The following is a 25851-nucleotide window of genomic DNA, read 5'->3' as shown; positions in this document are numbered from 1 at the left end:
GTCCCGTCCGAGTACAGGCCCTACGGCTTCGGTGCCGGCTTCGGCGCGTCGTCGACCGGTGCGTCCGCATCGTCTTCCGCATCGCCCGGGCCGGCGCTCTGGTCGGCCGCCGAGGCGTCGCCCTTGGCCTTCTGCTCAGCCAGCCACTTGCGATAGCGCGCCACGTTCTTGCGGTGCTCGGCATAGCTCTCGGCGAATGCGTGACCACCGGTGCCGTCGGCGACGAAGTAGAGATCCTTGGTCCGCGACGGATTGGCGGCGGCGGCGAGCGCGGCCTTGCCCGGATTGGCGATCGGCCCCTTGGGCAGGCCGGCGATCTTGTAGGTGTTGTAGTCGTTGACGGCGTCGAGATCGGAGCGGCGGATCGGCGTGCCGGAAGGCAGGCCCGAGCCGCCATAGATGCCGTAGATCACCGTCGGATCCGACTGCAGGCGCATGTTCTTCTGGAGCCGGTTGATGAACACGGCCGCCACGCGGCTGCGCTCGTCGGCGATGCCGGTTTCCTTCTCGACGATCGAGGCGAGCGTAATCAGCTCCTCCTGCGTCTCGATCGGCAGGTTCTTGTCGCGGCTGTTCCAGACCGCGGTCATCACCCGGTCGCGCTCGCGCAGCATGCGATCGATGATGTTCTGGCGGCTGTCGCCGCGCGAATAGCGATAGGTATCCGGAAGCAGCGTCCCCTCAGGCGGGATATCGCTGATCTCGCCGACCAGGACCGGATCGGCATTGAGGCGATCGACGATCTGCTTGCTGGTGAGGCCTTCGGGGATGGAGACCTGGTAGAGGATCGCCTTGCCGTCGACCAGCGTATTCATGATCTCGCGCATGCTGGAGCGCGGCGCGATCAGATAGTCGCCCGATTTGAGGTCGTCCTGCAGGCGGTAGGCCCGCACGCCGGCGATGAAGATCCATTTCGACGAGATCAGGCCGCGCTCGTGCAGCTCCTCGGCGATCGCGCGCAGGCCGGAGCCGCGCTGGATCGAGACCGTCCGCGGCTGGTCGAAATGGCTCGCCTGCTCGAAGCGGAGCTTGCCGAAGAAGAAAAGACCCACCGTGCCGAGCACGCCGACGACGAGAATCGTCATGGCGAAATTCATGATGATGACGACGGGGTGGCGCGCCTGCTGCGAGCGTGGCGGCGGGGGCGGTACGCGCTCCGGGCGAAGCGCGTCGCCGGGGCTGCGCGGATTGATGCGATTTCCGAATTCGGACGACCGGGCGTCACCGGGTTCGCCGGCATTATTGTCCTTGGCGCCCGGTTGATTCGTGTCGTTCATCGCATCCTACTTTTCACCCTGCCGACACCCGGGAAGTCCCGGATGCCGAGAGGCGACTGTATGGAGGATTATGGCGAAAGCGCGAAGCCGCGCTCTCAATCGACGTGACGACGGAAGACCAGCGACGCATTCGTGCCGCCGAACCCGAAGGAATTCGAGAGCGCGACGTCAATCTTGCGCTTGCGGGCCACCTTGGGGACCAGATCGAGCGCCGTCTCGACGGACGGATTGTCGAGATTGATCGTCGGCGGCGCGACGTTGTCGCGAATGGCGAGCAACGAATAGATCGCCTCGACGGCGCCGGCGGCGCCGAGCAGATGGCCCGTGGCCGACTTGGTCGAGGACATCGAGATCGACGAGGCGGCGTCACTGACGACGCGCTCGACGGCTTTCAGCTCGATGCCGTCGGCCATGGTCGACGTGCCGTGCGCGTTGACGTAGTCGATGTCGGAGGGCTGGAGACCGGCGCGCTTCAGCGCGGCGACCATGCAGCGATAGGCGCCGTCGCCGTCCTCGGACGGGGCGGTGATGTGATAGGCGTCGCCGGACATGCCGTAGCCGATCACTTCGCCATAGATCTTGGCGCCGCGGGCGATGGCGTGTTCGCGCTCCTCGAGCACGACGATGCCGGAGCCCTCTCCCATGACGAAGCCGTCGCGGTCGCGGTCATACGGACGCGAGGCCTCTTCCGGGCGGTCGTTGAAGTTCGTCGCCAGCGCCTTGCAGGCGGCGAAGCCGGCCAGCGCGATGCGCGAGACCGAGCCCTCGGTGCCGCCGGCGATCATGACGTCGGCATCGTCGAGCGCGATCAGGCGGGCCGCGTCGCCGATCGCATGCGATCCGGTCGAGCAGGCCGTGACGACGGAATGATTCGGTCCCTTGAAGCCGTAGCGGATCGAGACCTGGCCGGAGGCAAGGTTGATCAGGCGGCCGGGGATGAAGAAGGGGCTGATGCGGCGGGGGCCCTTGTCGCGCAGCGTGAAGCCGGCCTCGACAATGCCCTGGATGCCGCCGATGCCGGAGCCGATCAGCACGCCGGTGCGGATCTGGTCCTCGTAGGCGGTGGGCAGCCAGCCCGAATCATGCACGGCCTGATCGGCGGCAGCCATCGCGTAGACGATGAAATCATCGACCTTGCGCTGGTCCTTCGGCTCCATCCAGTCGTCCGGATTGTACTTGCCGTCGGCCTTGTCACCGTGCGGAATGAGACAGGCGATCTGAGCCGGCAGGTCATCGACCTGGAAGCTCGTGACCTTCTGGGCGCCGCTCTTGCTCGCAAGAATGTTGGCCCAGTTCGCGTCGACGCCGCAACCGAGCGGCGTCACCATACCCATGCCGGTTACAACGACTCGTCTCATACGCTTCCCCCGATCCGGACCCATGCGGGTCCGGCCGTTCTTTTCACTCGCTTGCAAAGATTGAACATCGGCGATTAGCCGGCGTTCTTCTCCAGGAAGCTCACTGCGTCGCCGACCGTCAGGATCGTCTCGGCTGCATCGTCGGGGATCTCAACGCCGAATTCTTCTTCGAACGCCATGACCAGCTCGACCGTGTCGAGGCTGTCAGCGCCGAGATCGTCGATGAAGCTCGCGCCCTCGGTCACCTTGTCGGCTTCGACGCCGAGATGCTCGATGACGATCTTCTTTACCCGATCAGCGATGTCGCTCATGTTTCAAAACCTCGATTGTTCTCTGTCTACTATTGCCGCGACTTCTCGCGCGCTGGAAACCCGGACGTATCGGCAATCCCCCGAAAACGCACCGCGATATCGTCACTAGTCTTCGGCGATCGTCAATCCACACCCGCTTCGCCGCAAAATCGACGAAGACGCGGCAGTGATATTGCGCGGTCCTAACATAGTTTCAGAACCTTGACCAGCCGCAGCGAAGGGGCGTGACAACCCGCTCCCAGAGGAATGCGCAGATACGAATTCCTCAATTAGATCATGGCCATACCACCATTGACGTGAAGGGTTTGACCGGTCACGTAGGCCGCCTCGTCGGAGGCCAGATAGACCACGGCGGCGGCGATGTCGTCGGCCGAGCCGAGACGCTTCGCCGGAACGCGCTCGAGCAGCGCGGCGCGAATCTTTTCGTTCAACGCATCGGTCATCGCCGTTTCGATGAAACCGGGCGCGACGCAGTTGACCGTGACGTTGCGGCTGGCGACTTCCTGCGCCAGCGACTTCGACATCGCGATCAGCGCCGCCTTGGAGGCGGTGTAGTTGCCCTGCCCCGCATTGCCGGTGACGGCGACGATCGAGGTCATCGAGATGATGCGGCCAGCGCGCCGGCGCATCATGCCGCGCAGCGCCGCGCGGGTCAGGCGGAAGGCGGACGTCAGGTTGACGTCGAGAACTTCCTGCCAGGCCTCGTCGGACAGGCGCGCGAACAGCATGTCGCGGGTGATGCCGGCGTTGTTGATGAGGATGTCGAGCTCGCCCAGCGCCTCTTCGGCGCGCGGGATCAGGGTCTCGACTTCCTCGGCGACCGAGAGATTGCACGGCAGCACATGCACATTGGTGCCGAGCTCGGTCGCGAGCGCGTCAAGCGCATCGCGCCGCGTGCCCGAGATCGCGACGGTCGCGCCCTGCTTGTGCAGGGCGAGGGCGATCGCCCGGCCGATGCCACCGCTCGCGCCGGTCACCAGCGCGCGCTTGCCGGTCAAATCGAACATGACGACTTCCTTCTGCTTTCCGTATTCCGGATCACTCAAACCAGCCGCTCGACGGCGGCGGCGACGTCATCCGACGTGCCGACATTCAGCGTCTGTGCCTCGGGTGCGATGCGCTTGGCAAGCCCCGAAAGCACCTTTCCGGCGCCAATCTCGGCAAAAAGGTCGACGCCGTTGGCGGCGAGCCAGCCGATCGATTCGCGCCAGCGCACCATGCCGGTGACCTGCTCGACGAGGCGGGCGCGGATCTCTGCGGGATCGGAGATCGGCGCGGCCAGCACGTTGGCGACCAGCGGCACGGCCGGCGCGTTGATCGTGACCTTAGCGAGCGCATCCGCCATGACGTCGGCGGCCGGCTGCATCAGGCGGCAATGGAACGGCGCGCTCACGGGAAGCAGCAGCGCGCGCTTGGCGCCCTTGGCCTTGGCGATGTCGAGAGCCCGCTCGACGGCGGCCTTGGCGCCGGAAATGACGACCTGGCCGGGACCGTTGTCGTTGGCGGCCTCGCAGACCTCGCCCTCTGCCGCTTCGTCCGCGACGGCCTTGGCCGTCTCGAAATCGAGGCCGAGCAGCGCCGCCATGGCGCCCTCGCCCACCGGCACGGCGGCCTGCATGGCGGTGCCACGGATGCGCAGCAGCCGGGCGGCGTCGCCGATCGACAGGCTGCCGGCGGCGGCCAGCGCCGAATATTCGCCGAGCGAATGGCCGGCGACATAGGCGGCCTTGGAAACCTCGAAGCCCTGGGCCTCGAGCACGCGGAGCGCGGCGAGGCTGACCGCCATCAGGGCGGGCTGGGCGTTGGCGGTGAGCGTCAGCGTCTCGATCGGCCCGTCCCACATGACGGCCGAGAGCTTCTCGCCAAGCGCCGCGTCGACCTCGTCGAAGACGGCCCGGGCCTCGGCGAAATTGTCGGCGAGCGACTTGCCCATGCCGACGGCCTGGCTTCCCTGGCCGGGAAAGGTGAGAGCAATGGTCATGGCAGGCTCCGCACGAAATGTTTCAGCGCTGATGATCGCGTGTTCGGCGGCGGCTAATCCGCTGTAACGGCCGCGAAGTCAAGCCTCGCGCTAGGGAAGGCACGCAGCGGCCGCCCCGAAACAGTGCTGTTTCGCTTCGCCGGCTCATGCCTCCGACGACGATGCGCACCGGTGGATTCCTCGCCGGAAACGTTGCGACGGCCTGATGTTTCGGGCCCTTCAAACGGAGCGGGCGCGCATCGCATCGGCACGCGCCCGCTTGTCCACCGTGAAATCCGCCGGTCAGGTCCGGCGAGGCGACCGGATGTTCGGCAGGAAGGCCGTCAGCAGGCCGAGCAGCGGCAGGAAGGCGCAGATCTGGAAGACGAAGGCGATCGACGTCCAGTCGGCCAGCTCGCCGAGCGCCGCGGCGCCGATGCCGCCCATGCCGAAGGCGAAGCCGAAGAACAGGCCGGAGACGAGGCCGACCTTCCCCGGCACCAGCTCCTGCGCATAGACGATGATCGCCGGGAAGGCCGAGGCGAGGATCGCGCCGATGACCATCGAGAAGGCACAGGTCCAGAACAGGTTGACGTGCGGCAGCAGCAGCGTGAAGGGCAGCACGCCGAGGATCGAGAACCAGATCACCGACTTGCGCCCGAAGCGATCGCCGATCGGGCCGCCGGCGATGGTTCCCGCCGCCACCGCCGCCAGGAAGGCGAACAGGTAGAGCTGCGAATCCTTCACCGAAACGTCGAAGGTCTCGATCAGATAGAAGGTGTAGTAGCTGGTCAGCGCCGCCATGTAGAAGAACTTCGAGAAGATCAGCACGGCGAGGATCAGGATCGAGCGGACGACAACCTTGCGTGGCAAGGTCTGCACCACCGGCGGCGCGGCCACCTTCGCCCGCTCGCGCTGGTGATCGCGATACCAGAAGCCGACGCGGGTCAGGATCATCATGCCCGCGAGCGCGACGAGCGAGAACCAGGCGACGCTCGCCTGCCCCCGCGCGAGCACGATCAGCGCCGCCAGCAACGGCCCGATCGCCGAGCCGAAATTGCCGCCGACCTGGAACAGCGACTGCGCGAAGCCGTGCCGTCCGCCGGAAGCCATGCGGGCGACGCGCGACGCCTCGGGATGGAAGATCGACGAGCCCATGCCGATCAGGGCGACGGCGAGCAGCAGCATCGGATAGCTGGTCGCGACCGACATCATCAGCAGGCCGCAAAGCGTCACGCCCATGCCGACCGCCAGCGAGAAGGGCTGCGGGCGCTTGTCCGTATAGATGCCGACCACCGGTTGCAGAATCGACGCCGTCAGCTGGAAGGCCAGCTGGATCAGACCGATCTGGCCGAAGCTCAGCGTGAACTCGTCCTTCAGGATCGGGTAGATCGCCGGAATGACCGACTGCATGAGGTCGTTCAGCATGTGCGAGACGCTGATCGCGACCAGAATGCCGAGGGATGTCCGTTCGACGACGCCGCGCCCCGGCGACGCGGGCAAGGCTTGCGCGCTTTCGCTCACTTCCAAAGTCCTTGATTGAGAGACCAGAGGAAGGCGGGCTCGAAGGCGGCGGATTCCGGAGGTCGTATGGAGGATTTGCACTATGACCCCGGTAATTTGGAAAGTGAAGCGTAGAAAACGTGATGCTCGCATCACGCGAATTGATGGGTGCAAACGGGGCGCGAACGGCCCCATCCTGCGCATGGCTTTCCGCGCAGCCCTTTTCCCGCCGACTCCGCAACGTCATGTATCGAACATCCCGCATCGGGTAGGCTCAAGCGCGGCTTGACCGCTCCCGACAGCTGGGGAAGAGGCGCGCGAGGAGACCCGCCGATGCAAGAGCTAGCAGGCAAGGAGAGCGAGCCGGCGACGCGAATCGACGCCGCCTTCCGCAATGGATCGCTGACCGCGATCGGCATCATCGTCGGCTTCTCGCTCGGCTTCACGGCGCAATGGGCGACGGACGCCTCCGCCTGGATGCCGTGGGACTACGTCGCGGCGATCGCGCTCGCGATCGGCATCGTGCTGCAGATCAAGGCGCTGGCCGAGATGCTCGAGGTCAACTCGCTCGAGATCCCCGTCTACCAGCGCGCGAAAAACCGCTTCATGATCGGACTGCTGATCACGGCGTTCGGCGTCGCCATGATCATCGTCGTCAGCGCCCTCACGATCTGAGAGCGGCCGCGGGCGGCTGGCGATAGGCAAGCCAGGCCGGCAGCGCCGCCAGCACGGCCGAGACGCCGAGCAGCGCCAGGACGAGCCAGAAATCGGAGCGCGCGAACTCGACCGGCAGCACGACGCCGTTCTCGCGGGTGAACCAGGCCGACAGGAATTGCGCGGCGCCATAGCCGAGCGCGCAGCCGGCGAGGATGCCGACGCCGACGAGCAGGAACAGTTCCGTCCAGACGATGCCGAACAGCGCCAGCCGGGGCGCGCCCAGCGCCCGGAGCGCGCCGATCTGGCGGCGGCGCTGGCTGACATGCATCACCGTCACCAGCGCGATCGCCGCCGCGACGAGCATCTGCGCCCCGATGGCGACGGCCGTCAGCACCGCCTTGGCGTCGCCCAGCGTCGCATAGAGCGCCGTCAGCACCTCGCCCGGGAACACGGCCAGCGTCGGAGCGGCGCGATACTGGGCGCGAAGCTTGTAGGCGTCGGCGAAGGTCTTCGGCTTGACGAGAATGGCGGGGACGCCTGGAGTCGCGTCGCTCCACGGACCGCCGAGCGCTGCGGGTGGTTCTGCGCCATGGTCATGATCCGCGTCGTGCGCATGACCGGGCTCGTCGTGCCCCGCCTCGTCGTGGCCCTCTTCCTCATGGCCGGCGGCGTCATGGTCGTGCTCGTGTTCGTGGCCCGGCCCCATGCCGTGGATGCCCCAGACGGCCTCGATCGGCACCAGGATGGCGCGATCCCAGGGCGTGCCGGTCGGCGCCATGCGGCCGACGACGCGATAGGTGATCTCGGCGTGGGTGTGGCCGCCCTCACCCGGCATGCCGTGCATCGGCTTCACCTCCTGGCCGAGCGCCAGCGCGACGCTCGAGCCGACCACCGCCTCCGGCTTCGCGGCGAAGGCGCGGCCCTCGGCGAGCCCGCCGCCGGCGCCGTCGATCAGCACCGTGGTGGTACCGACGATCGGATACCCACCGAAGGAATCGCCGAAGCCGACGGGAGCCGCCCGGCCGACGCGCGGATCCCCGGCGAGATCGTGCAGGATCTTGCCCGACAGCAGCGGCAGGGGTGCTGCCTGCAGGAAGACCGAGGAGAGGACCAGCTGCGTCTCGCTGCCGGCGGCGCCGATGACGAGATCGAACTTGTCGGCCGCCCGCGCGCTGCCCAGGCGAAGCGCCCGCTCCTGCAGGGTCACGGCCATGCCGAGCGCGGTCGCCAGCGCGACCAGCAGGATGACGACCAGCGAACCCGCCCAGAGGCGGCGGAGATCGGCGAAGACGAAGCGAATCATGCGGTCAGATCTCCCTCGGCGGTGGAAGCGATCCGCCCGGCGGCGAGGCGGATACGGCGATCCATCCGCTCGACCAGGCGCGGATCGTGCGAGACGACGAGGAGCGTCGTGCCCTCCTCGCGGGAGAGTTCCAAAAGCAGTTCCGCCACCGCGCCGCCGCTCTCGGCATCGAGGCTCGCGGTCGGTTCATCGGCGATGAGCACGCCGGGCTTCCTGAGCAGGGCGCGGGCGACGGCGACGCGCTGCATCTCGCCGCGCGACATGGTGGTGACCTTCTGGTCATGCCGGCCGAGCCCGACGCGGCGCATCAGGTCCCGCGCCCGGTCGATATGCGCTCCGACTCCGCGGGCGCGCAGGCGAACCGGCAGCAGCACGTTTTCCAGCGCCGAGAGACCGGGAAAGAGGTGAAAATCCTGCATGACGAGGCCGACATTCCCGGCGCGCCACGCGTCGCGGGCGCCCTCCGAGAGCCGGGCGATATCGGTATCGCGCCAGCGCACGACGCCCTTGGTCGCGCGCTCCAGACCGGTCACGATATTGACCAGCGTGCTCTTGCCGGAGCCGGACGGCCCGGTGACGGCGACGCGTTCGCCGGGCGCGATTTCCAGAAGCGGGATCGAGAGGACGGGAACCGGCAGTCCGGCGAAGGAGACATCCAGTCCTTCGAGATGCAATCCGAGCATGGCGCGCGCTCCTAGATCGCGCGAAAACTGGCGTCGCGCAGCCGGAGCAGGCTGACGAAGCCGGTTTCCGGATCGGTCCAGGATCCGAATTCCAGCTGGCCGCGCACCTCGATAACGGCGTTCGGCTGCACGAAGGTCTGCTTCTCGCCGAGATAGACGACGAGGATGTTGTCCGGCCAGTCGGCATCGGACGAACAGAACGGGCAGAGCGCCATCGGGATTTCGGTGAGCACGAAGAAGGCCGCTTCCGCCTTCAGCGGCGGCGCCATAAAGCCGCGCATGGTGACAGTCTGGCCGGCGAGCTGCTTCACCTTGTCGGAAAAGGTCAGGCCGAGGACGCCGACGGAGCCATAGAGCTCGTCGAAGGTGAGCGTCGGGACCGCCGCGAGCGCGGGCCCCGCCCCCACCAGCGCCGCAACGCCGCCAACCAGCACCGAGCGCCGCGAAATCCGTATCAGCGTCATGACATCGTTCCTTCTGGTGAAAGGACCGGCTTCGCCCGGAAGAGCTGTGTCCCCTCACCTCTCCCTGTGGAGACCTTTTACAGAACACCTAGGCGCCATGCGGCCCACGCCCGATTGGCAAGGCTCCGTCGCCCCGGCGGAGGCCGGGGCCCATAAACACCGGCCAAGAAAGCTTGGACCAGCCTATCGGCCATCGGCCGGTGTGTCTGGATCCCGGCCTTCGCCGGGATGACGGCGGTGGGTGGCAAGACCCCATCAGCACGATGACGGCGGTGTTGCGCGAAGGTCTCCTCAGGGAGAGGTGAAGGCAAGGAACTGCACGGACCGAGCCAAACTGGAGATGGCTCCGGGCGCGGGCGCCCGAAGCCTGGGTTTCAGATCGCGGCCAGGGGCCGGCGGATCACTTCTTGGCGGGCGCCAGCGCCAGCGCGTCGACGATCACGCGGTAGACGTCGCTCTGCTCCATGTAGCCCTTGAAGCCTTCCGAGCCGGGGCCGGCCGACTGCAGGACGACGTCGTCGACCGCATGGACGCCCGAGTCGCCTTCCTTCGGGATGTTGCCCTGGACGAAGACGGCGCCGGGGACGTCCTTGTAGGCTTCGTTGGCGACGTATTCCTTCTTCTCGTTCTGCACGGCCGGCACGAACGGGCCGTCGAGCTTCGGACGGAAGGTCTCGTAGTGGTCCGGGCCGTTGTTGGCGGCGAGGAACAGGCGACGCGACACGTCCACCCGGTCCGGGTAGCCGTCCTTGTTCTCATGCGTGTAGTTCGGGAAGCCGGCGTCGGCATAGGTGCCGACCTTCTCGCGCATCTCGGTGCCGGGCTTGTCGTCATCGACGGTGCCGATGATCGAGACGCCATGGGTGTGGTCGCCGGTGACGATGATCAGCGTATCCGGGTTCTTCTCGGCGAAGGCGCGGGCAGCGCCGACGGCCTTGTCGAACTCGATGGTCTCGACGACGGCGCGGTCCCAGTCGAGCGGATGGGACATCTTGTCGATGTTCGCGCCCTCGACCATCAGGAAGAAGCCCTCGGGGTTCTTCGAGAGCTGCTCCAAGGCGGTTTCCGTCATCTCGACCAGGCCGGGCTGGTTCGGGAACTTCGGAACGGTGCCCTTCTTCAGGAACTTGCGGTCGAGCAGCGTATCCATGTTGCCGGTGTGGAACAGGCCGAGGATCTTGCCGGTGTTGGTGCCGGCGGCCTTCTCGAGCTCCGCCTGGTCGGTCGCGAGCGTGTAGCCGGCGTCCTGGAACTGCTTGATGTAGTCCTTGTCGTCCTTGCGCTTGGAGCCGGGCGTGTCCTTGCCGAGGAAGTAGGCGGAGCCGCCGCCGAGGGCGACTTCCGGCTGGATGTCGAACATCATGCCGGTGATTTCGGCCTTGTCGGCGCGCTTGCGGGTATGGGCGACCACGGCGGCCGGGGTCGCGTCCTGCAGTTCCGAGGTCGTGACGATGCCGATCGACTTCTTGGTCTGGCGGCGCAGCGCCTCGGCCAGCGTCTCGACCTTCGGATCGTCGAAGCTGTTCGGCGTGCGGTCGGCATAGACGCCGAGGGCGTTCACGGCCGTCTTGTGGCCGGTCATGTAGGCCGACATGGTGTTGGCGCTGTCGGTGGCGACGGCTTCGGTCGACGACGTGCCGATGAAGGCCATGCGATCGAGGTCGTCCATGTTGAGGCGGCCGTCGGCCTTGCCCTCGGTCATGCCCTTGGCCATGATCCGGGCCGCGGTGCGGTGGGCGACGGAGAGGCCGTCGCCGAGCAGGAAGATGACGTTCTTGACCTTGGGCTGCTCGGCGGTGCCGTACACGTCCCAGGTGACCGACTTCTTTTCGGCGCCGGCCGAAGCCTCGACCGTGTAGGTGCCGGGCGTGGCGAGCACGAGCTTGCGCAGCATCAGCGCCGAGCCGAGCTTCTTGTCGTTCTTGCCGGTCTCGGATTCGGTGAAGGTCGCCTCGGCGCCGAACACCGCCTTGTAGTCCTGGCCATTGACCGTGACCTTGATGTCCTCGGGCTTGACCGTCTCGTTGAACTCGACCTTGAAGTCGAACGGCGAGCCGGCGAGAATCGTGGCGCGGTCGAGCGGATAGACAGTGGTCGCCTGTGCCGTGCCGGCGAGCATGGTCGTCGCGGCAAGGGTGAACAGCAATTTGCGCATCGGGAGCCTCTTTAAGATGGGGGACCGCGCAGCGGCCAACGTCCGGGCCTTAAGAGTTGCGCATGACACCCATATGAAACCTGCCGATGAAACCGGAGCGGTGTGGAAAGGGGTCGTGGATCGCCGGGACGCCGATGCCGGGGCGGCTACGCCGACGCGCGGATGAAATCGACGAAGGCCCTGAGCGGCGCGGGCACGAGGCGGCGTCCGGGATAATAGAGGAACGGTCCGGAGAAGGTCTGCCACCAGGGTTCCAGCAGCGGCACCAGCGCGCCGCTGTCGAGCTGCGGCCGCAGCCAGTCCTCGAAGAGATGCAGTATGCCGGTGCCGGCGATCGCGGCATCGACCGCGAGGTCGCCGGCGGCGCCCGCCTGGACGATCAGCGGCCCGGTCGGGTCGACCCGGACGATCTCGCCGTCGCGCTCGAATTCCCAGGCCGGCATCGAGCCGCTGGGAAAGCGGCTGCGGATGCAGGCATGGCCGAGCAGGTCGCGCGGATGCTCCGGCCGGCCGTGGCGGGCGAGATAGGCGGGCGCGGCGACGGTGGCGAAACGCTGCACGCGCGGTCCGATCGGCACCGCGATCATGTCCTGCTCCAGCCGCTCGTCATAGCGGATGCCGGCGTCGCAACCGGCGGCGAGCACGTCGACGAAACTGTCCTCGGCCGTCACGTCCAGGCGGATCTCCGGATAGGCGGCGAGGAAAGGCGGCACGATGCGGCCGAGCACGAGGCGGATCGCGCTGATCGGCACGTTGAGGCGCAGCACGCCGGCCGGCCGGTCGCGAAACCCGTTGACGATGTCGAGCGCCGCCTCGACCTCGGCCAGCGCCGGCGCGAGCCGTTCCATCAGCCCCCTGCCCGCCTCGGTCAGCACCACGCTGCGGGTCGTGCGGTTGAGCAACCGGACGCCGAGCTCCGCCTCCAGCCGGCGCACCGCCTGGCTCAGCGACGAGGCGCTGCTGCCGCTTGCCCGCGCGCCCTCGCGAAACCCCTTCGCCCGCGCCACCGCCGCGAAGGCATTCAGGTCGCTCAGATCCACCGTCATTGTTCGAATTCCCGCACAGCCCGTGCCAATTGTACCGGATTATCCCGAGCGCCGGCACTCTCTATCTCTGCGTCGCCCCCTTGAAGGAGAGAGCTCATGTCCTCGATCGATCGCGCCGGCACCTACAAGCTCGGCGACCGCACCGTGAACCGCCTCGGCTATGGCGCCATGCAACTGGCCGGCCCCGGCGTGTTCGGCCCGCCCCGCGACCATGACGCGGCCATCGCCGTGCTGCACGAGGCGATCGCGCAAGGCGTCAACCACATCGACACCTGCGACTACTACGGCCCGCACGTCACCAATCTGCTGATCCGCGAGGCGCTCCATCCCTATCCGGACAATCTGGTCCTCGTCACCAAGTTCGGCGCCCGGCGCGGCGCGGACGGGTCCTGGCTCCCCGCCCTCGCCCCGGACGACTTGCGCGAGGCCGTGCACGACAATCTCCGCAATCTCGGTCTCGACGTGATCGAGGTCGTCAATCTGCGCATCTCCTTCGACATCCACGGGCCGGCGGAAGGCTCGATCGAGCCGATGCTGACGGTTCTGGCGGAGGTGCAGCAGCAGGGGCTCATCCGCCATATCGGCCTCAGCAACGTCACGGCGACCCAGGTCGCCGAAGGGCGCGGGATCACCGAGATCGCCTGCGTGCAGAACCACTACAATCTGGCGCATCGCGGCGACGACGCGCTGATCGACGACCTCGCCCGCCAGAACATTCCCTATGTGCCGTTCTTCCCGCTCGGCGGCTTCAGCCCGCTGCAGTCCTCGACGCTGACCCAGGTCGCCGCCCGCCTTGGCGCGACGCCGATGCAGGTGGCGCTCGCCTGGCTGCTGCGGCGCTCGCCGAACATCCTCTTGATTCCCGGCACGTCGTCGGTCGCGCACCTTCGCGAAAACCTCGCCGTCGCCGACCTCGTCCTGCCGGAAGATGCGATTGCCGAGCTGAACGGCATCGGTGGCTGAGGGTTCGACAAGACCCTCACCCCAACCCTCTCCCGCAGGCGGGAGAGGGAGTTCGCCGGCGCCGGTCTTGACGCCGGCTCTAAACCTGGCCGCGCTATAAGGCCGATGAAAAGCCGCAGTCCTGGCCCTCTCCCGCTCGCGGGAGAGGGTTGGGTGAGGGACTTTCTTGGGGCGGGATCGCACAGCCGGCGCACCAAGAAATCCGGCTCGCACCTTGCCTTCGCCGCCATTCCCGTATATGCACCGCCCGTCGTAACGACACCCGGCCGGGGGTTGAACGGAAGGCGGCGAGAGCCGCAGGGATCGCAGATCCCGTCTTCCCGTGTCTCCGCTCTCGAAGTTGTACCGATCAGCCTTTCTCGAAGGCTTCGGTGAGGCTTGGCGCCGGGAAACGAAAAGGAAGGGCAATCATGCCGCTTTATGAGCACGTATTTCTGTCGCGACAGGACGTGTCCGCACAGCAGGTCGAAGCACTGACCGAGCAGTTCAAGGGCCTCATCGAGGCCAATGGCGGTTCGGTCGGCAAGATCGAGCAGTGGGGCCTGAAGTCCGTTGCGTTCCGCATTCGCAAGAATCGCAAGGCGCACTACACGCTGATGAACATCGACGCCTCGGCAGCCGCCGTGGCCGAGCTCGAGCGTCAGCAGCGCATGAACGAAGACATCCTCCGCATCCTGACCCTCAAGGTCGAGGCGCATGAGGAAGGCCAGTCGGCCATGCTGCAGAAGCGCGACCGTGACGACGGTGATCGCGGCGGCCGCTTCGGCGATCGTGGCGACCGTCCGCGTGGCGGCTTCGGCGGTGGCGCCGGCGGCGGTTTCCGTGGCGAGCGTCGTCCGCGCTCGGAAGAATCTGAAGGAGCGGCTGAATAATGGCTGAGATCGGCACCACCAGCGCGTCCAGCGGCGGCCAGCGTCGCCCGTTCTTCCGTCGTCGCAAGACCTGCCCGTTCTCGGGCCCGAATGCGCCGAAGATCGACTACAAGGACATCCGTCTCCTGCAGCGCTACATCTCCGAGCGCGGCAAGATTGTTCCGTCCCGCATCACGGCTGTTTCGGCCAAGAAGCAGCGCGAGCTCGCCCAGGCGATCAAGCGCGCCCGCTTCCTCGGCCTGATCCCCTACGTGATCAAGTAAGACTTCGGTCGCCGGGACTTCGGTCCCGATACGCGACCGGCTGAATTCGTCGGGCCGACGCCTCGCCGGCCCGACACGCCCTCCGGGGCCAGATTTTCGATTGCCCTTTGGGCGAAGACTTTTTCGATCGCCCTTTGGGCGAAGACTTGGTTGGGGCCGGCGTCTTTGACCGTCCTCTAACCGCTCTCGAAGCGGGACAGCGAGATATGACAATGCGGAACATCCTGATCGGCCTCGGCGCCGGAATGGCCTCGGCGCTTCTGTTCGCCGGCCTCATCAGCGGCACCGCGCTCGCCTTCCCCCTCTTCATCCTGTCGCCGCTGCCGATCGCCATCGCCGGTCTCGGATTCGGCACGATGTCCGGCGCCGCCGCGGCGGTGCTCGCCTCCGCGCTGATCGGCTTCACCATCGGCCCGATCGCCGGCGGCCTCTATTTCATCCTGTTCGCCGCGCCCGTCGCCTGGGTCGCCCATCTGATCGGCCTGTCGCGTCCCGACGAGACCGGCGACGGCCGGCAGTGGTTTCCGCTCGATTCGGTATTGTTCCGCGCGGCGATCGTCGTCGCGGTCGCCGTCGTCGTCTCCGGCATCGTGCTCAGCTATGACCCCGAGGCGCTGATCAGCCAGACCATGACGGTGCTCAAGGGCTGGCTGGCCGAATCGGCCTCCGACGGCATGACGCCGACCGACGCCGAGATCGAGCCGCTGATCCGCTTCAACATCGCGCTGATGCCGTTCACCTCGGCCAGCCTGACGCTCGGCATCCTCGTGCTCTCGACCTGGCTCGGCGCCCGGATTGCCCGCATGTCGGGGCTGCTGCAGCGCGAATGGACGCCGCTCTGGACCGTCGTGCTGCCGCAGCAGGCCGCGTTCCTGTTCGGCGCCGCCTTCGTCGCCAGCATGATCCCGGGCGTCCCCGGCCAGATCGCCGCGGCCGTCGCCGGCGCGATCGGCTTCGCCTTCGCCCTGACCGGCTTCGGCCTGCTGCACGCCATGCTGCTCGGCAAGGCAGCGCGGCCGCTGCTGCTCTTCCTCGTCTATGCCGTCAGCTTCGTCTTCCTGCTGCCGCTCGGCATCATGGCCGTGGTCGGACTGGTCGACACGGCGCTTCAATTCCGGGCCCGCCGCTTCGCGGCGCGGACCGGCATCTCGTAAGTCAACATTCCTGATTCAAACTTCGAAGGAGTCACTCTCATGGACGTCATTCTGCTCGAACGCGTCGCCAAGCTCGGCCAGATGGGCGAGATCGTTCACGTCAAGGACGGCTACGCCCGTAACTTCCTGCTGCCGCAGGGCAAGGCGCTCCGCGCCAACGAAGCCAACAAGAAGCGCTTCGAGGCCGAGAAGGTTCACCTCGAGGCCCGCAACCTCGAGCGCAAGAAGGATGCCGACACCGTCGCCGAGGCGCTCAACGGCCAGTCCTTCATCGTCGTCCGCCAGGCCGGCGAGACCGGTCAGCTCTACGGTTCGGTCTCGAGCCGCGACGTCGCCGAGCTGGTCAGCGAGAACGGCTTCTCGGTCGGCCGCAGCCAGGTCGTGCTCGAAGTTCCGATCAAGACGATCGGCCTGCATGACGTCGTGATCGCGCTGCATCCGGAAGTCGAAGCCACCGTGACGATCAACGTCGCGCGCTCGGTTGACGAGGCTGCCCGCCAGTCGCAGGGCGAAGACCTGTCGGCCGTCCAGGACGACTTCGAGCTCGAGCCGCTGCCGGAAGGCGAAGGCTTCGCCGGCGTCGACGACGAAGAGATCTAATCGGTCTCCAGCTTCCGCAAGGGAGCCTTATTTTCGAGGGGCGCCGCGGCAATCGCGGCGCCCTTTTTTCTTGGGTGTCGCTACGTCGTCATATCCCTGCTTACCGGGTTGATAACGCGACGGAATCGGAGTTACCATTCAGTAGACGGCCGGACGTCACCGACCGCCATGTCGCAACCTGCCTTGGTAAACCAAGCCATTCAGGAGGGGGCAGCGGATCACGATGAACCGGTTGCTCATCAACTACTTGTCGGGCGTCCTGAAGCATGGATCGCTCGAAGTTATCGACGCCAAAGGAAGGCTTCACAGTTTCGGCGACGGCAGCGGAATTCCAGTCCGCGTCCGGTTCACCACCGCCGCCGCGGAACGGGCGGTGATGACCAACCCTGAGCTGAAACTCGGCGAGACCTTCATGGACGGGGGATTCGTCGTCGAGCGCGGCTCGATCTACGACTTCCTCGAAGTCGTATTGCAGAACACCGGCAGCGGCGGCCGGTCGTGGTGGATGCGGGCGCTCTACCGCCTCCGCGTCCTGACCCGCCGCTTCCGCCAGTGGAACACGCCGTTCCGCTCGCGCCAGAACGTCGCCCATCACTATGATCTCGACGGGCGGCTCTATTCGCTATTCCTCGACAGCGACCAGCAATATTCCTGCGCCTATTTCGAGACGCCGGATACCAGCCTCGAGGAAGCGCAGCTCGCCAAGAAGCGCCATCTCGCCGCGAAGCTCGCGCTCGCGCCGGGCCAGCGGGTGCTCGACATCGGCTCCGGCTGGGGCGGCCTCGGCCTCTACCTCGCCACCCACGCGGATGTCGACGTCACCGGCGTGACGCTCTCGGAAGAGCAGCACAAGGTCTCCAACGCGCGCGCCACCGCGCTCAACATGGCCGATCGCGCCAAGTTCCTGCTGCAGGACTATCGCGGGCTGAAGAGCCAGTTCGACCGCATCATCTCGGTCGGCATGTTCGAGCATGTCGGCGTCGGGCATTTTCGCGAATATTTCGACAAGGCGCGCCAACTTTTGACCGAGGACGGCGTCATGGTGCTGCACGCCATCGGACGCTTCGACGAACCCGGCGAGACCAACTCCTGGATCCAGAAATACATCTTCCCGGGTGGCTACATCCCTGCCCTCTCGGAAGTGTTTCCGGCCATCGAGAAGGCGGGCCTCAAGGTCACGGACGTCGAGATCCTGCGGTTGCACTATGCCGAGACGCTCAAGGCCTGGCGCGAACGCTTCATGGCCCGCCGCGATGAAGCGGTGGCGCTCTATGACGAGGCGTTCTGCCGGATGTGGGAGTTCTACCTCGCCGCTTCCGAAACCGCGTTCCGCTACCAGGACATGATGATCTTCCAGATCCAGATCGTCCGCGACCAGAACGCGCTGCCGCTGACGCGGGACTACATCTGGCAGGCGGAAGAAGCCCTCCGGATCCGCGACAAGGCCGGCACGCGGCCTTCGCTGAAGCTGGCCGGCGGCGGATAATCTTTTCGCAGTCCAGACATACGGACGTCATCTTCATGGGCGAATCGGCCACTACCGTGGCCGGATCGTCCATGAATCGCGTCGTGCAAGCAGGAAGTGCGAATCGCCGGGGATCCTCGGTCCGGGCCTCTGGATAACGGGCACAAACCAGCAAACGCTAGGAGATCGGCCATACCTGCGCCTAACTAAGGTTCAGGGGATTGAGAGCAAGTTGACCATGAACGTTCCAGCACGAGCCGCGCAGCCGCAGCCTGCCGAGTTTTACCGGCAGCCGCCGCACAACATCGAGGCCGAGCAGGCGCTTCTGGGCGCCGTTCTCGTCAACAACGAGGCGTTCTACCGCGTCTCGGACTTTCTGGACCCCGGCCACTTCTTCGAGCCGGTGCACAAGCAGATCTACGAGCTCATCGCGCAGATCATCCGTCAGAACAAGATCGCCAATCCGGTCACGCTGAAGAATTTCCTGCCGGCGGACCTCGCCATCGGCGAGCTCAATCCGGCGCAGTATCTCGCCCGCCTCGCCGCCGAGGCGACGACCATCATCAACGCCGAGGACTATGGCCGCTCGATCTACGATCTGGCGCTCCGCCGTTCGCTGATCGGCATCGGCGAGGACGTCGTCAACATCGCCTTCGACGCGCCGATCGACATGCCGCCCAAGGCGCAGATCGAGGACGCCGAGCGCCGCCTGTTCGCGCTGGCCGAAACCGGCCGCAACGAAGGCGGCTTCCAGTCCTTCGAGGACGCGCTCAAGGCGGCGATCGACATGGCCAGCGCCGCCTACCAGCGCGACGGCCATCTCTCCGGCATCTCGACCGGCCTCGACGACCTCGACCGCCAGATGGGCGGCTTGCAACCGTCCGACTTGATCGTGCTCGCCGGCCGTCCCGCCATGGGCAAGACGTCGCTCGTCACCAACATCGCCTTCAACATCGCCAAGGCCTATCGCGGCGAAGTTCAGCCCGACGGGTCGACCAAGTCGGTCAATGGCGGCATCGTCGGCTTCTTCTCGCTCGAAATGTCGGCCGAACAGCTGGCGACGCGTATCGTCGCCGAGCAATCCGGCGTCTCGTCCTCGCATATCCGCCGCGGTTCGCTCGACGAGCGCCAGTTCGCCAAGGTCGTCGAAGCCTCGCGCGAAATGGCGCGGATTCCGCTCTTCATCGACCAATCTGGTGGTATCTCGATCGCGCAGCTGACGGCCCGCGCCCGCCGTCTGAAACGCCAGCGTGGCCTCGACCTCCTGATCATCGACTACCTCCAGCTGCTGCAGGGCTCCGGCAAGGGCCAGGCCAACCGCGTGCAGGAAATCACCGAAATCACCACCGGCCTGAAGGCGCTCGCCAAGGAACTCGCCGTCCCGGTCATCGCGCTGTCGCAGCTCTCGCGTCAGGTCGAGGCGCGCGAGGACAAGCGGCCGCAGCTGGCGGATCTGCGTGAATCGGGCTCGATCGAGCAGGACGCCGACGTGGTGATGTTCGTCTATCGCGACGAATATTACCTGAAGGGCAAGATGCCGAAGGAAGGCACCGAAGAGTTCTTCAAGTGGCAGGCGGAGATGGAGCAGGTCGCCGGCGTCGCCGAAGTGATCATCGGCAAGCAGCGCCACGGCCCGACCGGCACCGTGCCGCTGCAGTTCGAGGCGGAGATCACCCGCTTCTCCAATCTGGCCAGGCGCGACCACCTGCCCGAATCGTTCGAGTAGCGGCTTACGCATAGGCTGCCTTGAAGCACAGGCGCGGTTCTTCACCTCTCGCCTTGAGGAGGCCGTCGCGCGTTCCTCCCCAGCCGTCATGCAGCGCTCGGTTTCCACCATCCTGAGGTGCCCGAGCACAGCTCGGGCCTCGAAGGACGCACGGTCTCGGGAAAACTTTCGATGGCACGACCTCTCTGCGTGCTTCGAGACGGCCCTGCGGCCTCCTCAGCATGATGAGGGCGGCGTTCTCAAGATGTGCGGGCTACCGCCTTGAGATCGCCGCGAAAATCGGGGAGACGGGGAGCAGGAAGTTCCCGTCCATGATCGCCCGCCGACGACCGAGAATCGCGTACCCTGCCCCGATGGAACAATCAGATCCCAATCCCGTCGAAACGCCGATCACGGCCGGCAACCGGCTGACGATCGATCTCGCGGCGCTGGCCCGCAACTGGCGCACGCTGGATGCCCAGGCAGGCGCGGCCGAGACCGCCGCCGCCGTCAAGGGCAACGCCTATGGCATCGGCGTCGAGCCGGCCGTGCGCGCCCTCTCGACCGCCGGCTGCCGCAGCTTCTTCGTCGCGCTGCCGGAGGAAGGGGTTCGCCTCCGCTCGGTGCTGAAGGACGCCACCATCTATGTGCTGAACGGACTGGCGCGCGATCTCGCCTCGATGCATGCGGCGAACCATCTGCGGCCGGTGATCGGCTCGACGGGCGAACTGGAGGACTGGGCAGCCTATCGCGCCGCCGGCGGCACCGGCCAGGCGGCGCTGCATGTCGATACCGGCATGAACCGCCTCGGCCTTACCTTCGACGAGGCGCGGGAGCTCGCGAGCGACAAGGCGAGGCTCGACAAGCTCGGCCTTTCCCTGGTGATGAGCCATCTCGCCTGCGCCGACACGCCCGACCATCCGCTCAACGCCCGCCAGCTCGCGACGATGCAGGACGTCAGGAGCCTGTTCCCGGGCGTCGCCGCGTCGCTCGCCAACACCGCCGGCATCACGCTCGGCCGCGACTTCCAGTTCGATCTCGTCCGCCCCGGCATCGGCCTCTATGGCGGCACCTACCGGATCGACCTGCCGCCGCTCGAGCCGGTCGTGACCGCCGAGGCGCGCATCGTGCAGATCCGCGACGTGCCGGCGGGCGAGACCGTCGGCTATGGCGCGGCGGAAACGGTGCATCGCCAGAGCCGCATCGCCATCCTCTCGACCGGCTATGCCGACGGCTATCACCGCCATGCGAGCTCGACGGACGCCGCCAAGGGGGCCGAGACCTTCCTGCATGGCCGGCGCGCGCCGCTCGTCGGCCGCATCTCGATGGATTTGATGGCGATCGACGTCACCGATATCCCGGAAGCGGAGCGCGGCGACTGGGTCGAGCTGTTCGGTTCCGGCATGCCGCTCGCCGAGGTCGCCTCGGCGGCCGGGACGATCGGCTATGAACTCCTGACCAGCCTCGGCGGCCGCTATGACCGCCACTACGTTGGAGGCGTGTGATGGCTCGGGCCAAGATCCAGTACATCTGCCAGAACTGTGGCGCCGCCAGCCCGCGCTGGCAGGGTCGCTGCGAAGCCTGCGGCGAGTGGAACACGCTGGTCGAGGAAAGCGCCACGGGCGGCATCGGCGGCGGCCCCGCCAAGAGCGCCGGCGGCAAGCGCGGCCGCATCGTCGAATTGCAGCCGCTCTCCGGCGGCAGCGCCGACGCGCCGCGCATTCCCTCCGGCATCGCCGAACTCGACCGCGTGACGGGCGGCGGCTTCGTGCGTGGCTCGGCGCTGCTCGTCGGCGGCGATCCCGGCATCGGCAAGTCGACGCTGCTGCTGCAGGCCTCCGCCGCACTCGCGGCCCAGGGTCAGCGCGTCGTCTACATCTCGGGCGAGGAAGCGGTGGCGCAGGTCCGCCTGCGGGCCGAGCGCATGGGCGTCGCCAACATGCCGGTGGCGCTCGCCGCCGAAACGAGTGTCGAGGACATCCTCGCCACGCTGCAGGCCGGCCCGGTGCCGGCCCTTGTCATCATCGACTCAATCCAGACGCTGTGGACGGAGCTGGCGGAATCGGCGCCGGGCACGGTGTCGCAGGTGCGCGCCTCGGCCCAGGCGATGATCCGCTACGCCAAGCACTCCGGCGCCACCGTCGTGCTGGTCGGCCATGTCACCAAGGACGGCCAGATCGCCGGCCCGCGCGTCGTCGAGCACATGGTCGACGCCGTGCTCTATTTCGAGGGCGAAGGCGGCCATCATTTCCGCATCCTGCGCGCGGTGAAGAACCGCTTCGGCGCCACCGACGAGATCGGCGTCTTCGAGATGACCGGCAGCGGCCTGCGCGAAGTGCCCAATCCGTCGGAGCTCTTCCTCGGCGAGCGCAACGCCGCCTCGCCGGGCGCCGCCGTCTTCGCCGGCATGGAGGGCACGCGCCCCGTTCTGGTCGAGATCCAGGCGCTCGTCTCGCCCTCGCCGCTCGGCACGCCGCGCCGCGCCGTGGTCGGCTGGGATTCCGGCCGCCTCGCCATGGTGATCGCCGTGCTCGAATCGCATTGCGGCATCAAGCTCGGACCGAACGACGTCTATCTGGCGGTGGCTGGCGGGCTGAAAATTGCTGAGCCGGCGGCCGATCTCGCGGTAGCGGCGGCGCTCGTCTCCTCGCTCTCCGGCATCGCCTTGCCGGCCGATTGCGTCTATTTCGGCGAGATCAGTCTGTCGGGCGCCGTGCGGCCGGTCTCGCAGGCGTCGCAAAGGCTGAAAGAGGCGCAAAAGCTAGGTTTTTCGCGGGCCGTGCTGCCCCTCGTCTCGATCGACAAGGACGCCAGCGCCGTTCCCGGACTGCAGGGGATCGACCAGCTCGCCGCCCTGGTGGCCACCATCGCGGCCTCCGGGACACGGCCCGAGCGCCGCGCCGTGCCCGACCAGGCCGAAAGACGACGGTCAGCTGTGGCCGATGAGGCATTGGATTCGTGAGCGCGACGGGCTAAACCCCACCGATGGGCAAGAGCGCGTGGCTTGAGGGGTCAGGATAGGTATGCCGGTCACGATACTGGACGGTGTGGTTTTCGTCGTCGTGCTGATCTCGGCCATGCTGGCCATGGTGCGCGGCTTCGTCCGAGAAGTGCTGTCGGTCGCCTCCTGGGCGCTGGCGGCGGCGGCGGCCTTCTTCTTCTACAAGTCGCTGCTGCCCTTCGTGGAGCCCTACATCGCCAACAAGAACGTGGCGGTCATCGCGTCCGCCGCCGGCATCTTCTTCGTCGCGCTGATCATCGCGAGCTATATCGCGATGAAGATCTCCGATTTCGTCATCGACAGCCGCGTCGGCCTGCTCGACCGCATCCTCGGCTTCTGCTTCGGCGTGGCGCGCGGCCTTCTGCTGGTGGTGATCGCCTTCGCCTTCCTGTCCTGGATCCTTTCCGATCGCCAGCCGGCATGGGTTGCGGATGCGCAAAGCGCGCCTATGTTGAAGTCACTAGCCGACAAGCTCGTCGCGGCCTTGCCCGAGGACATCGAGAAGACGATACAGGATCGGCTGCACCACGGCGGCGAGGATACGGCGTCCCCCACTGATACGCCTGTCGACGAAGCGCCCGATGCCGGCGCGCCGGCGGCGGCCCCGCAGCCGGGCGCAGCGCCGCAGCAGCCGACGCCGAGCTACGGATCCCAGGAGCGCCAAGGCCTGGACAATCTGTTCGACAACAATGGCGAAGCGCCAGCCGAAGGGCCGGAGCAATAGCCGACGCCGGAATGACCGGGGGAATTGACCAATCCCTGAGACGCCGCGACAGGGCGCCTGTTCGGGTTATGAGGACCGGAAATGAACGACTTTTCGATGCTGCCGATGGACTCGGACGACGACCACCTCCGAGAGGAATGCGGCGTTTTCGGCGTCTTCGGCCATGACGATGCGGCCGCGCTGACCGCGCTCGGCCTGCACGCGCTCCAGCATCGCGGCCAGGAGGCGGCTGGTATCGCCGCCCATGACGGCCGCCAGTTCTCGATCGAGCGCCATATGGGCCTCGTCGGCGACAACTTCACCCGCAAGACGGTGATCGACCGCCTGCCCGGCCGGCGCGCCATCGGCCACAACCGCTACGCCACGACCGGCGGCGTCGGCCTGCGCAACGTGCAGCCGATGTTCGCGGAATTCGCCGGCGGCGGCTTCGCCGTCGCGCATAACGGCAATCTCACCAACGCGATGACGCTGAAGCGCGAGCTGCAGCGTCGCGGCTCGCTGTTCCAGTCGACCTCGGACACCGAGACGATCATCCACCTGATCGCCACCTCGATCCACGGCCAGCTGCTCGACCGCTTCATCGACGCCATCCGCCGCATCGAGGGCGCCTATTCGCTCGTCGCGCTGTCGGAAAAGAAGATGATGGGCTGCCGCGATCCGCTCGGCGTGCGCCCGCTCGTGCTCGGCAAGCTCGAAGACGCGCATATCCTCGCCTCCGAGACCTGCGCGCTCGACATCATCGGCGCCACCTATGTGCGCGACGTCGAGCCTGGTGAAGTGGTCATCATCACCGACGAGGGCATCGAGAGCTTCTTCCCGTTCGAGCGCCAGCGTTCGCGCTTCTGCATGTTCGAATATGTCTATTTCGCCCGTCCGGATTCGTCGGTCGACGGCCGCGGCGTCTATCAGGTCCGCAAGCGCATCGGCGCCGAGCTGGCCCGCGAAAGCGGCATCGACGCCGACGTGATCGTGCCGGTGCCGGATTCCGGCGTTCCGGCGGCGATCGGCTATGCAGAGGCCGCCGGCATCCCGTTCGACCTCGGCATCATCCGCAACCACTATGTCGGGCGCACCTTCATCGAGCCGACTGACGCGATCCGCCACATGGGCGTCAAGCTCAAGCACAACGCCAACATGGACGTGATCGCCGGCAAGCGGGTCGTGCTGGTCGACGATTCGATCGTGCGCGGCACCACCTCGATGAAGATCGTGCAGATGGTGCGCGACGCGGGCGCCGCCGAGGTGCACATGCGCATCGCCAGCCCGCCGACGACCGATTCCTGCTTCTACGGCGTCAACACGCCCGAGAAATCGAAGCTGATCGCCTCGCACATGACCGTCCAGGAGATCGCCGATTTCATCAAGGCCGACAGCCTGGCCTTCCTGTCGATCGACGGCCTCTATCGCGCCGTCGGCGAAGCCCAGCGCGACAACGCCGCCCCGCAGTTCTGCGACGCCTGCTTCACCGGCGACTATCCGACCCGCCTCGCCGATTTCGAGGATCGCGGCAAGGTGCAGCCGCTGGCCCGGCTCGCCGAGGCGAGCTGAACCGTCCCGCCTCCCATCCCCGCCCCTTCCGGCGCCCGGCCTTCCCGGACGCCGGATCGTCAGCCCGGACCGGGCACTCTCCCGAAGCTCGATTGGACGCCTCCTTGACTACACCCGCTCTCTCCGGCCGCATCGTTGTCGTTACCGGCGCCTCGCGCGGCATCGGCTGGAACGCCGCGCTGGCGGTGGCCGAGGCCGGCGCGCATGTCATCGCGATAGCCCGCACGGTCGGCGCGCTGGAGGAGCTCGACGACGCCATCAAGGCCAAGGGCGGCTCGGCGACGCTGGTGCCGCTCGACCTGAAGGATCTCGAGGCGATCGACCGGCTCGGCTATTCGATCTACGAGCGCTGGGGCAAGCTCGACGGCCTCGTCGGCAATGCCGGCCAGCTGGGTCTGATCACTCCGGTCGCCCATCTCGACCAGAAGGAATGGGATACGGTGATGACCGTCAACGTGACGGCCAACTACCGCCTGATCCGCTCGCTCGATCCGCTGCTGCGCCAGTCAGACGCCGGCCGCGCGCTGTTCCTGACCTCGGGCGCGGCGGTGACCTGCCGGCCCTATTGGGGCGCCTATTCCGCCTCCAAGGCAGCACTCGAGGCGATCGTCCGCACCTATGCGGCGGAAATCGATTCCAGCACCGTCCGCGCCAACCTGCTCGATCCCGGCCCGCTGCACACCCAGATGCGCGCCAAGGCCCGGCCCGGCGAGGATCCCGCCACGCTGCAGCATCCCGGCGTCGTCGCGCCCGACATCGTCCGCATGATCGCCCCCGGCTTCACCGACAACGGCACGCGGTTCGAATTCCTGAGCAAGAACGTGACGCGCTTCCTGTAG

At 66.9% G+C, this 25851-nt stretch carries 24 protein-coding genes; 13 read left to right on the top strand and 11 right to left on the bottom strand.

Annotated elements, in window-relative coordinates; genetic code table 11:
• Nucleotides 1-20: 20 nt before the first annotated feature.
• The 6 genes from mltG to K32_RS07580 all read right to left on the bottom strand — a co-directional run bounded on the left by mltG (nt 21) and on the right by K32_RS07580 (nt 6430).
• On the bottom strand, nt 21-1277 hold the full coding sequence (gene mltG, locus K32_RS07605) for an endolytic transglycosylase MltG (protein ID WP_201403440.1): 1257 nt from the start codon (nt 1275-1277) through the stop codon (nt 21-23).
• Between the two features lie 95 nt (nt 1278-1372).
• Complete coding sequence (fabF, locus tag K32_RS07600; protein WP_201403439.1) at nt 1373-2635, bottom strand: beta-ketoacyl-ACP synthase II; 1263 nt, start codon at nt 2633-2635, stop codon at nt 1373-1375.
• Nucleotides 2636-2709: 74 nt separating this feature from the next.
• Nucleotides 2710-2946: an acyl carrier protein gene (locus K32_RS07595; protein ID WP_104218330.1), complete on the bottom strand. Its 237-nt coding sequence runs from the start codon at nt 2944-2946 to the stop codon at nt 2710-2712.
• Nucleotides 2947-3215: 269 nt separating this feature from the next.
• On the bottom strand, nt 3216-3953 hold the full coding sequence (fabG, locus tag K32_RS07590) for a 3-oxoacyl-[acyl-carrier-protein] reductase (RefSeq protein WP_201403438.1): 738 nt from the start codon (nt 3951-3953) through the stop codon (nt 3216-3218).
• A 35-nt stretch (nt 3954-3988) separates the two neighbouring features.
• A complete protein-coding gene (gene fabD, locus K32_RS07585; protein ID WP_201403437.1) occupies nt 3989-4927 on the bottom strand; it encodes an ACP S-malonyltransferase in 939 nt (312 codons plus the stop codon).
• Nucleotides 4928-5209: 282 nt separating this feature from the next.
• Nucleotides 5210-6430 carry an MFS transporter gene (locus K32_RS07580; RefSeq protein ID WP_201403436.1) on the bottom strand — a complete coding sequence of 407 codons (1221 nt, stop codon included), beginning with the start codon at nt 6428-6430 and terminating at the stop codon, nt 5210-5212.
• Between the two features lie 312 nt (nt 6431-6742).
• Between K32_RS07580 and K32_RS07575 the strand changes: the two genes are divergently transcribed.
• A complete protein-coding gene (locus K32_RS07575; protein WP_201403435.1) occupies nt 6743-7084 on the top strand; it encodes a hypothetical protein in 342 nt (113 codons plus the stop codon).
• On the opposite strand, the gene K32_RS07570 is transcribed toward K32_RS07575, so the two are convergent.
• The 5 genes from K32_RS07570 to K32_RS07550 all read right to left on the bottom strand — a co-directional run bounded on the left by K32_RS07570 (nt 7074) and on the right by K32_RS07550 (nt 12717).
• On the bottom strand, nt 7074-8369 hold the full coding sequence (locus K32_RS07570; RefSeq protein ID WP_201403434.1) for an ABC transporter permease: 1296 nt from the start codon (nt 8367-8369) through the stop codon (nt 7074-7076). The genes K32_RS07575 and K32_RS07570 overlap by 11 nt on opposite strands.
• The gene (locus tag K32_RS07565; RefSeq protein WP_201403433.1) at nt 8366-9052 is read right to left on the bottom strand and encodes an ABC transporter ATP-binding protein; all 687 of its coding nucleotides are present in this window, start codon (nt 9050-9052) and stop codon (nt 8366-8368) included. Before K32_RS07565 ends, K32_RS07570 begins: the two co-directional genes overlap by 4 nt.
• Nucleotides 9053-9063: 11 nt before the next feature.
• The gene (locus K32_RS07560; protein WP_201403432.1) at nt 9064-9516 is read right to left on the bottom strand and encodes a hypothetical protein; all 453 of its coding nucleotides are present in this window, start codon (nt 9514-9516) and stop codon (nt 9064-9066) included.
• Between the two features lie 400 nt (nt 9517-9916).
• Nucleotides 9917-11671, bottom strand: coding sequence for an alkaline phosphatase (locus K32_RS07555; RefSeq protein WP_201403431.1), 1755 nt, complete (start codon nt 11669-11671; stop codon nt 9917-9919).
• A gap of 146 nt (nt 11672-11817) precedes the next feature.
• Entirely contained in the window at nt 11818-12717 is a 900-nt protein-coding gene (locus K32_RS07550) for a LysR family transcriptional regulator (protein WP_201403430.1), read from the bottom strand.
• Nucleotides 12718-12813: 96 nt separating this feature from the next.
• On the opposite strand from K32_RS07550, the gene K32_RS07545 reads away from it, so the two are divergent.
• The 12 genes from K32_RS07545 (at nt 12814) to K32_RS07490 (ending at nt 25851) form a co-directional block, all read left to right on the top strand.
• Nucleotides 12814-13680, top strand: a complete 867-nt coding sequence (locus K32_RS07545) for an aldo/keto reductase family oxidoreductase (protein WP_201403429.1) — start codon at nt 12814-12816, stop codon at nt 13678-13680.
• Between the two features lie 410 nt (nt 13681-14090).
• Nucleotides 14091-14552 (top strand): 30S ribosomal protein S6, encoded by a 462-nt coding sequence (rpsF, locus tag K32_RS07540; RefSeq protein ID WP_201403428.1) that lies wholly within the window; start codon nt 14091-14093, stop codon nt 14550-14552.
• The gene (gene rpsR, locus K32_RS07535; protein WP_201403427.1) at nt 14552-14815 is read left to right on the top strand and encodes a 30S ribosomal protein S18; all 264 of its coding nucleotides are present in this window, start codon (nt 14552-14554) and stop codon (nt 14813-14815) included. The genes rpsF and rpsR overlap by 1 nt, the downstream gene beginning before the upstream one ends.
• Before the next feature lie 206 nt (nt 14816-15021).
• Entirely contained in the window at nt 15022-15969 is a 948-nt protein-coding gene (locus K32_RS07530; RefSeq protein ID WP_201403426.1) for a hypothetical protein, read from the top strand.
• Nucleotides 15970-16008: 39 nt separating this feature from the next.
• A complete protein-coding gene (gene rplI / locus K32_RS07525) occupies nt 16009-16569 on the top strand; it encodes a 50S ribosomal protein L9 (RefSeq protein ID WP_201403425.1) in 561 nt (186 codons plus the stop codon).
• A gap of 223 nt (nt 16570-16792) precedes the next feature.
• Nucleotides 16793-18055 carry a cyclopropane-fatty-acyl-phospholipid synthase family protein gene (locus K32_RS07520; RefSeq protein ID WP_201403424.1) on the top strand — a complete coding sequence of 421 codons (1263 nt, stop codon included), beginning with the start codon at nt 16793-16795 and terminating at the stop codon, nt 18053-18055.
• Between the two features lie 217 nt (nt 18056-18272).
• On the top strand, nt 18273-19760 hold the full coding sequence (locus tag K32_RS07515) for a replicative DNA helicase (RefSeq protein ID WP_201403423.1): 1488 nt from the start codon (nt 18273-18275) through the stop codon (nt 19758-19760).
• A 353-nt stretch (nt 19761-20113) separates the two neighbouring features.
• Complete coding sequence (alr, locus tag K32_RS07510) at nt 20114-21244, top strand: alanine racemase (RefSeq protein ID WP_201403422.1); 1131 nt, start codon at nt 20114-20116, stop codon at nt 21242-21244.
• The gene (gene radA / locus K32_RS07505; RefSeq protein ID WP_201403421.1) at nt 21244-22701 is read left to right on the top strand and encodes a DNA repair protein RadA; all 1458 of its coding nucleotides are present in this window, start codon (nt 21244-21246) and stop codon (nt 22699-22701) included. Before alr ends, radA begins: the two co-directional genes overlap by 1 nt.
• Nucleotides 22702-22762: 61 nt before the next feature.
• Nucleotides 22763-23464 (top strand): CvpA family protein, encoded by a 702-nt coding sequence (locus K32_RS07500; protein WP_201403420.1) that lies wholly within the window; start codon nt 22763-22765, stop codon nt 23462-23464.
• Nucleotides 23465-23545: 81 nt separating this feature from the next.
• A complete protein-coding gene (purF, locus tag K32_RS07495) occupies nt 23546-25012 on the top strand; it encodes an amidophosphoribosyltransferase (RefSeq protein ID WP_201403419.1) in 1467 nt (488 codons plus the stop codon).
• 104 nt (nt 25013-25116) lie between these two features.
• The gene (locus K32_RS07490; RefSeq protein WP_244669892.1) at nt 25117-25851 is read left to right on the top strand and encodes an SDR family NAD(P)-dependent oxidoreductase; all 735 of its coding nucleotides are present in this window, start codon (nt 25117-25119) and stop codon (nt 25849-25851) included.

It is taken from the genome of Kaistia sp. 32K, assembly GCF_016629525.1.
Classification (GTDB): Bacteria; Pseudomonadota; Alphaproteobacteria; order Rhizobiales; family Kaistiaceae; genus Kaistia.
Note: the sequence above shows the minus strand (reverse complement) of the source record. Positions and strands in the feature narration are given on the sequence as shown.

What these genes read in the sequence shown, in the direction of transcription:
- mltG (WP_201403440.1), bottom strand. Translation starts at nt 1,277, where the DNA reads ATGAACGACACGAATCAACCGGGCGCCAAGGACAATAATGCCGGCGAA.
- fabF (WP_201403439.1), bottom strand. Translation starts at nt 2,635, where the DNA reads ATGAGACGAGTCGTTGTAACCGGCATGGGTATGGTGACGCCGCTCGGT.
- K32_RS07595 (WP_104218330.1), bottom strand. Translation starts at nt 2,946, where the DNA reads ATGAGCGACATCGCTGATCGGGTAAAGAAGATCGTCATCGAGCATCTC.
- fabG (WP_201403438.1), bottom strand. Translation starts at nt 3,953, where the DNA reads ATGTTCGATTTGACCGGCAAGCGCGCGCTGGTGACCGGCGCGAGCGGT.
- fabD (WP_201403437.1), bottom strand. Translation starts at nt 4,927, where the DNA reads ATGACCATTGCTCTCACCTTTCCCGGCCAGGGAAGCCAGGCCGTCGGC.
- K32_RS07575 (WP_201403435.1), top strand. Translation starts at nt 6,743, where the DNA reads ATGCAAGAGCTAGCAGGCAAGGAGAGCGAGCCGGCGACGCGAATCGAC.
- K32_RS07570 (WP_201403434.1), bottom strand. Translation starts at nt 8,369, where the DNA reads ATGATTCGCTTCGTCTTCGCCGATCTCCGCCGCCTCTGGGCGGGTTCG.
- K32_RS07565 (WP_201403433.1), bottom strand. Translation starts at nt 9,052, where the DNA reads ATGCTCGGATTGCATCTCGAAGGACTGGATGTCTCCTTCGCCGGACTG.
- K32_RS07560 (WP_201403432.1), bottom strand. Translation starts at nt 9,516, where the DNA reads ATGACGCTGATACGGATTTCGCGGCGCTCGGTGCTGGTTGGCGGCGTT.
- K32_RS07555 (WP_201403431.1), bottom strand. Translation starts at nt 11,671, where the DNA reads ATGCGCAAATTGCTGTTCACCCTTGCCGCGACGACCATGCTCGCCGGC.
- K32_RS07550 (WP_201403430.1), bottom strand. Translation starts at nt 12,717, where the DNA reads ATGACGGTGGATCTGAGCGACCTGAATGCCTTCGCGGCGGTGGCGCGG.
- K32_RS07545 (WP_201403429.1), top strand. Translation starts at nt 12,814, where the DNA reads ATGTCCTCGATCGATCGCGCCGGCACCTACAAGCTCGGCGACCGCACC.
- rpsF (WP_201403428.1), top strand. Translation starts at nt 14,091, where the DNA reads ATGCCGCTTTATGAGCACGTATTTCTGTCGCGACAGGACGTGTCCGCA.
- rpsR (WP_201403427.1), top strand. Translation starts at nt 14,552, where the DNA reads ATGGCTGAGATCGGCACCACCAGCGCGTCCAGCGGCGGCCAGCGTCGC.
- K32_RS07530 (WP_201403426.1), top strand. Translation starts at nt 15,022, where the DNA reads ATGACAATGCGGAACATCCTGATCGGCCTCGGCGCCGGAATGGCCTCG.
- rplI (WP_201403425.1), top strand. Translation starts at nt 16,009, where the DNA reads ATGGACGTCATTCTGCTCGAACGCGTCGCCAAGCTCGGCCAGATGGGC.
- K32_RS07520 (WP_201403424.1), top strand. Translation starts at nt 16,793, where the DNA reads ATGAACCGGTTGCTCATCAACTACTTGTCGGGCGTCCTGAAGCATGGA.
- K32_RS07515 (WP_201403423.1), top strand. Translation starts at nt 18,273, where the DNA reads ATGAACGTTCCAGCACGAGCCGCGCAGCCGCAGCCTGCCGAGTTTTAC.
- alr (WP_201403422.1), top strand. Translation starts at nt 20,114, where the DNA reads ATGGAACAATCAGATCCCAATCCCGTCGAAACGCCGATCACGGCCGGC.
- radA (WP_201403421.1), top strand. Translation starts at nt 21,244, where the DNA reads ATGGCTCGGGCCAAGATCCAGTACATCTGCCAGAACTGTGGCGCCGCC.
- K32_RS07500 (WP_201403420.1), top strand. Translation starts at nt 22,763, where the DNA reads ATGCCGGTCACGATACTGGACGGTGTGGTTTTCGTCGTCGTGCTGATC.
- purF (WP_201403419.1), top strand. Translation starts at nt 23,546, where the DNA reads ATGAACGACTTTTCGATGCTGCCGATGGACTCGGACGACGACCACCTC.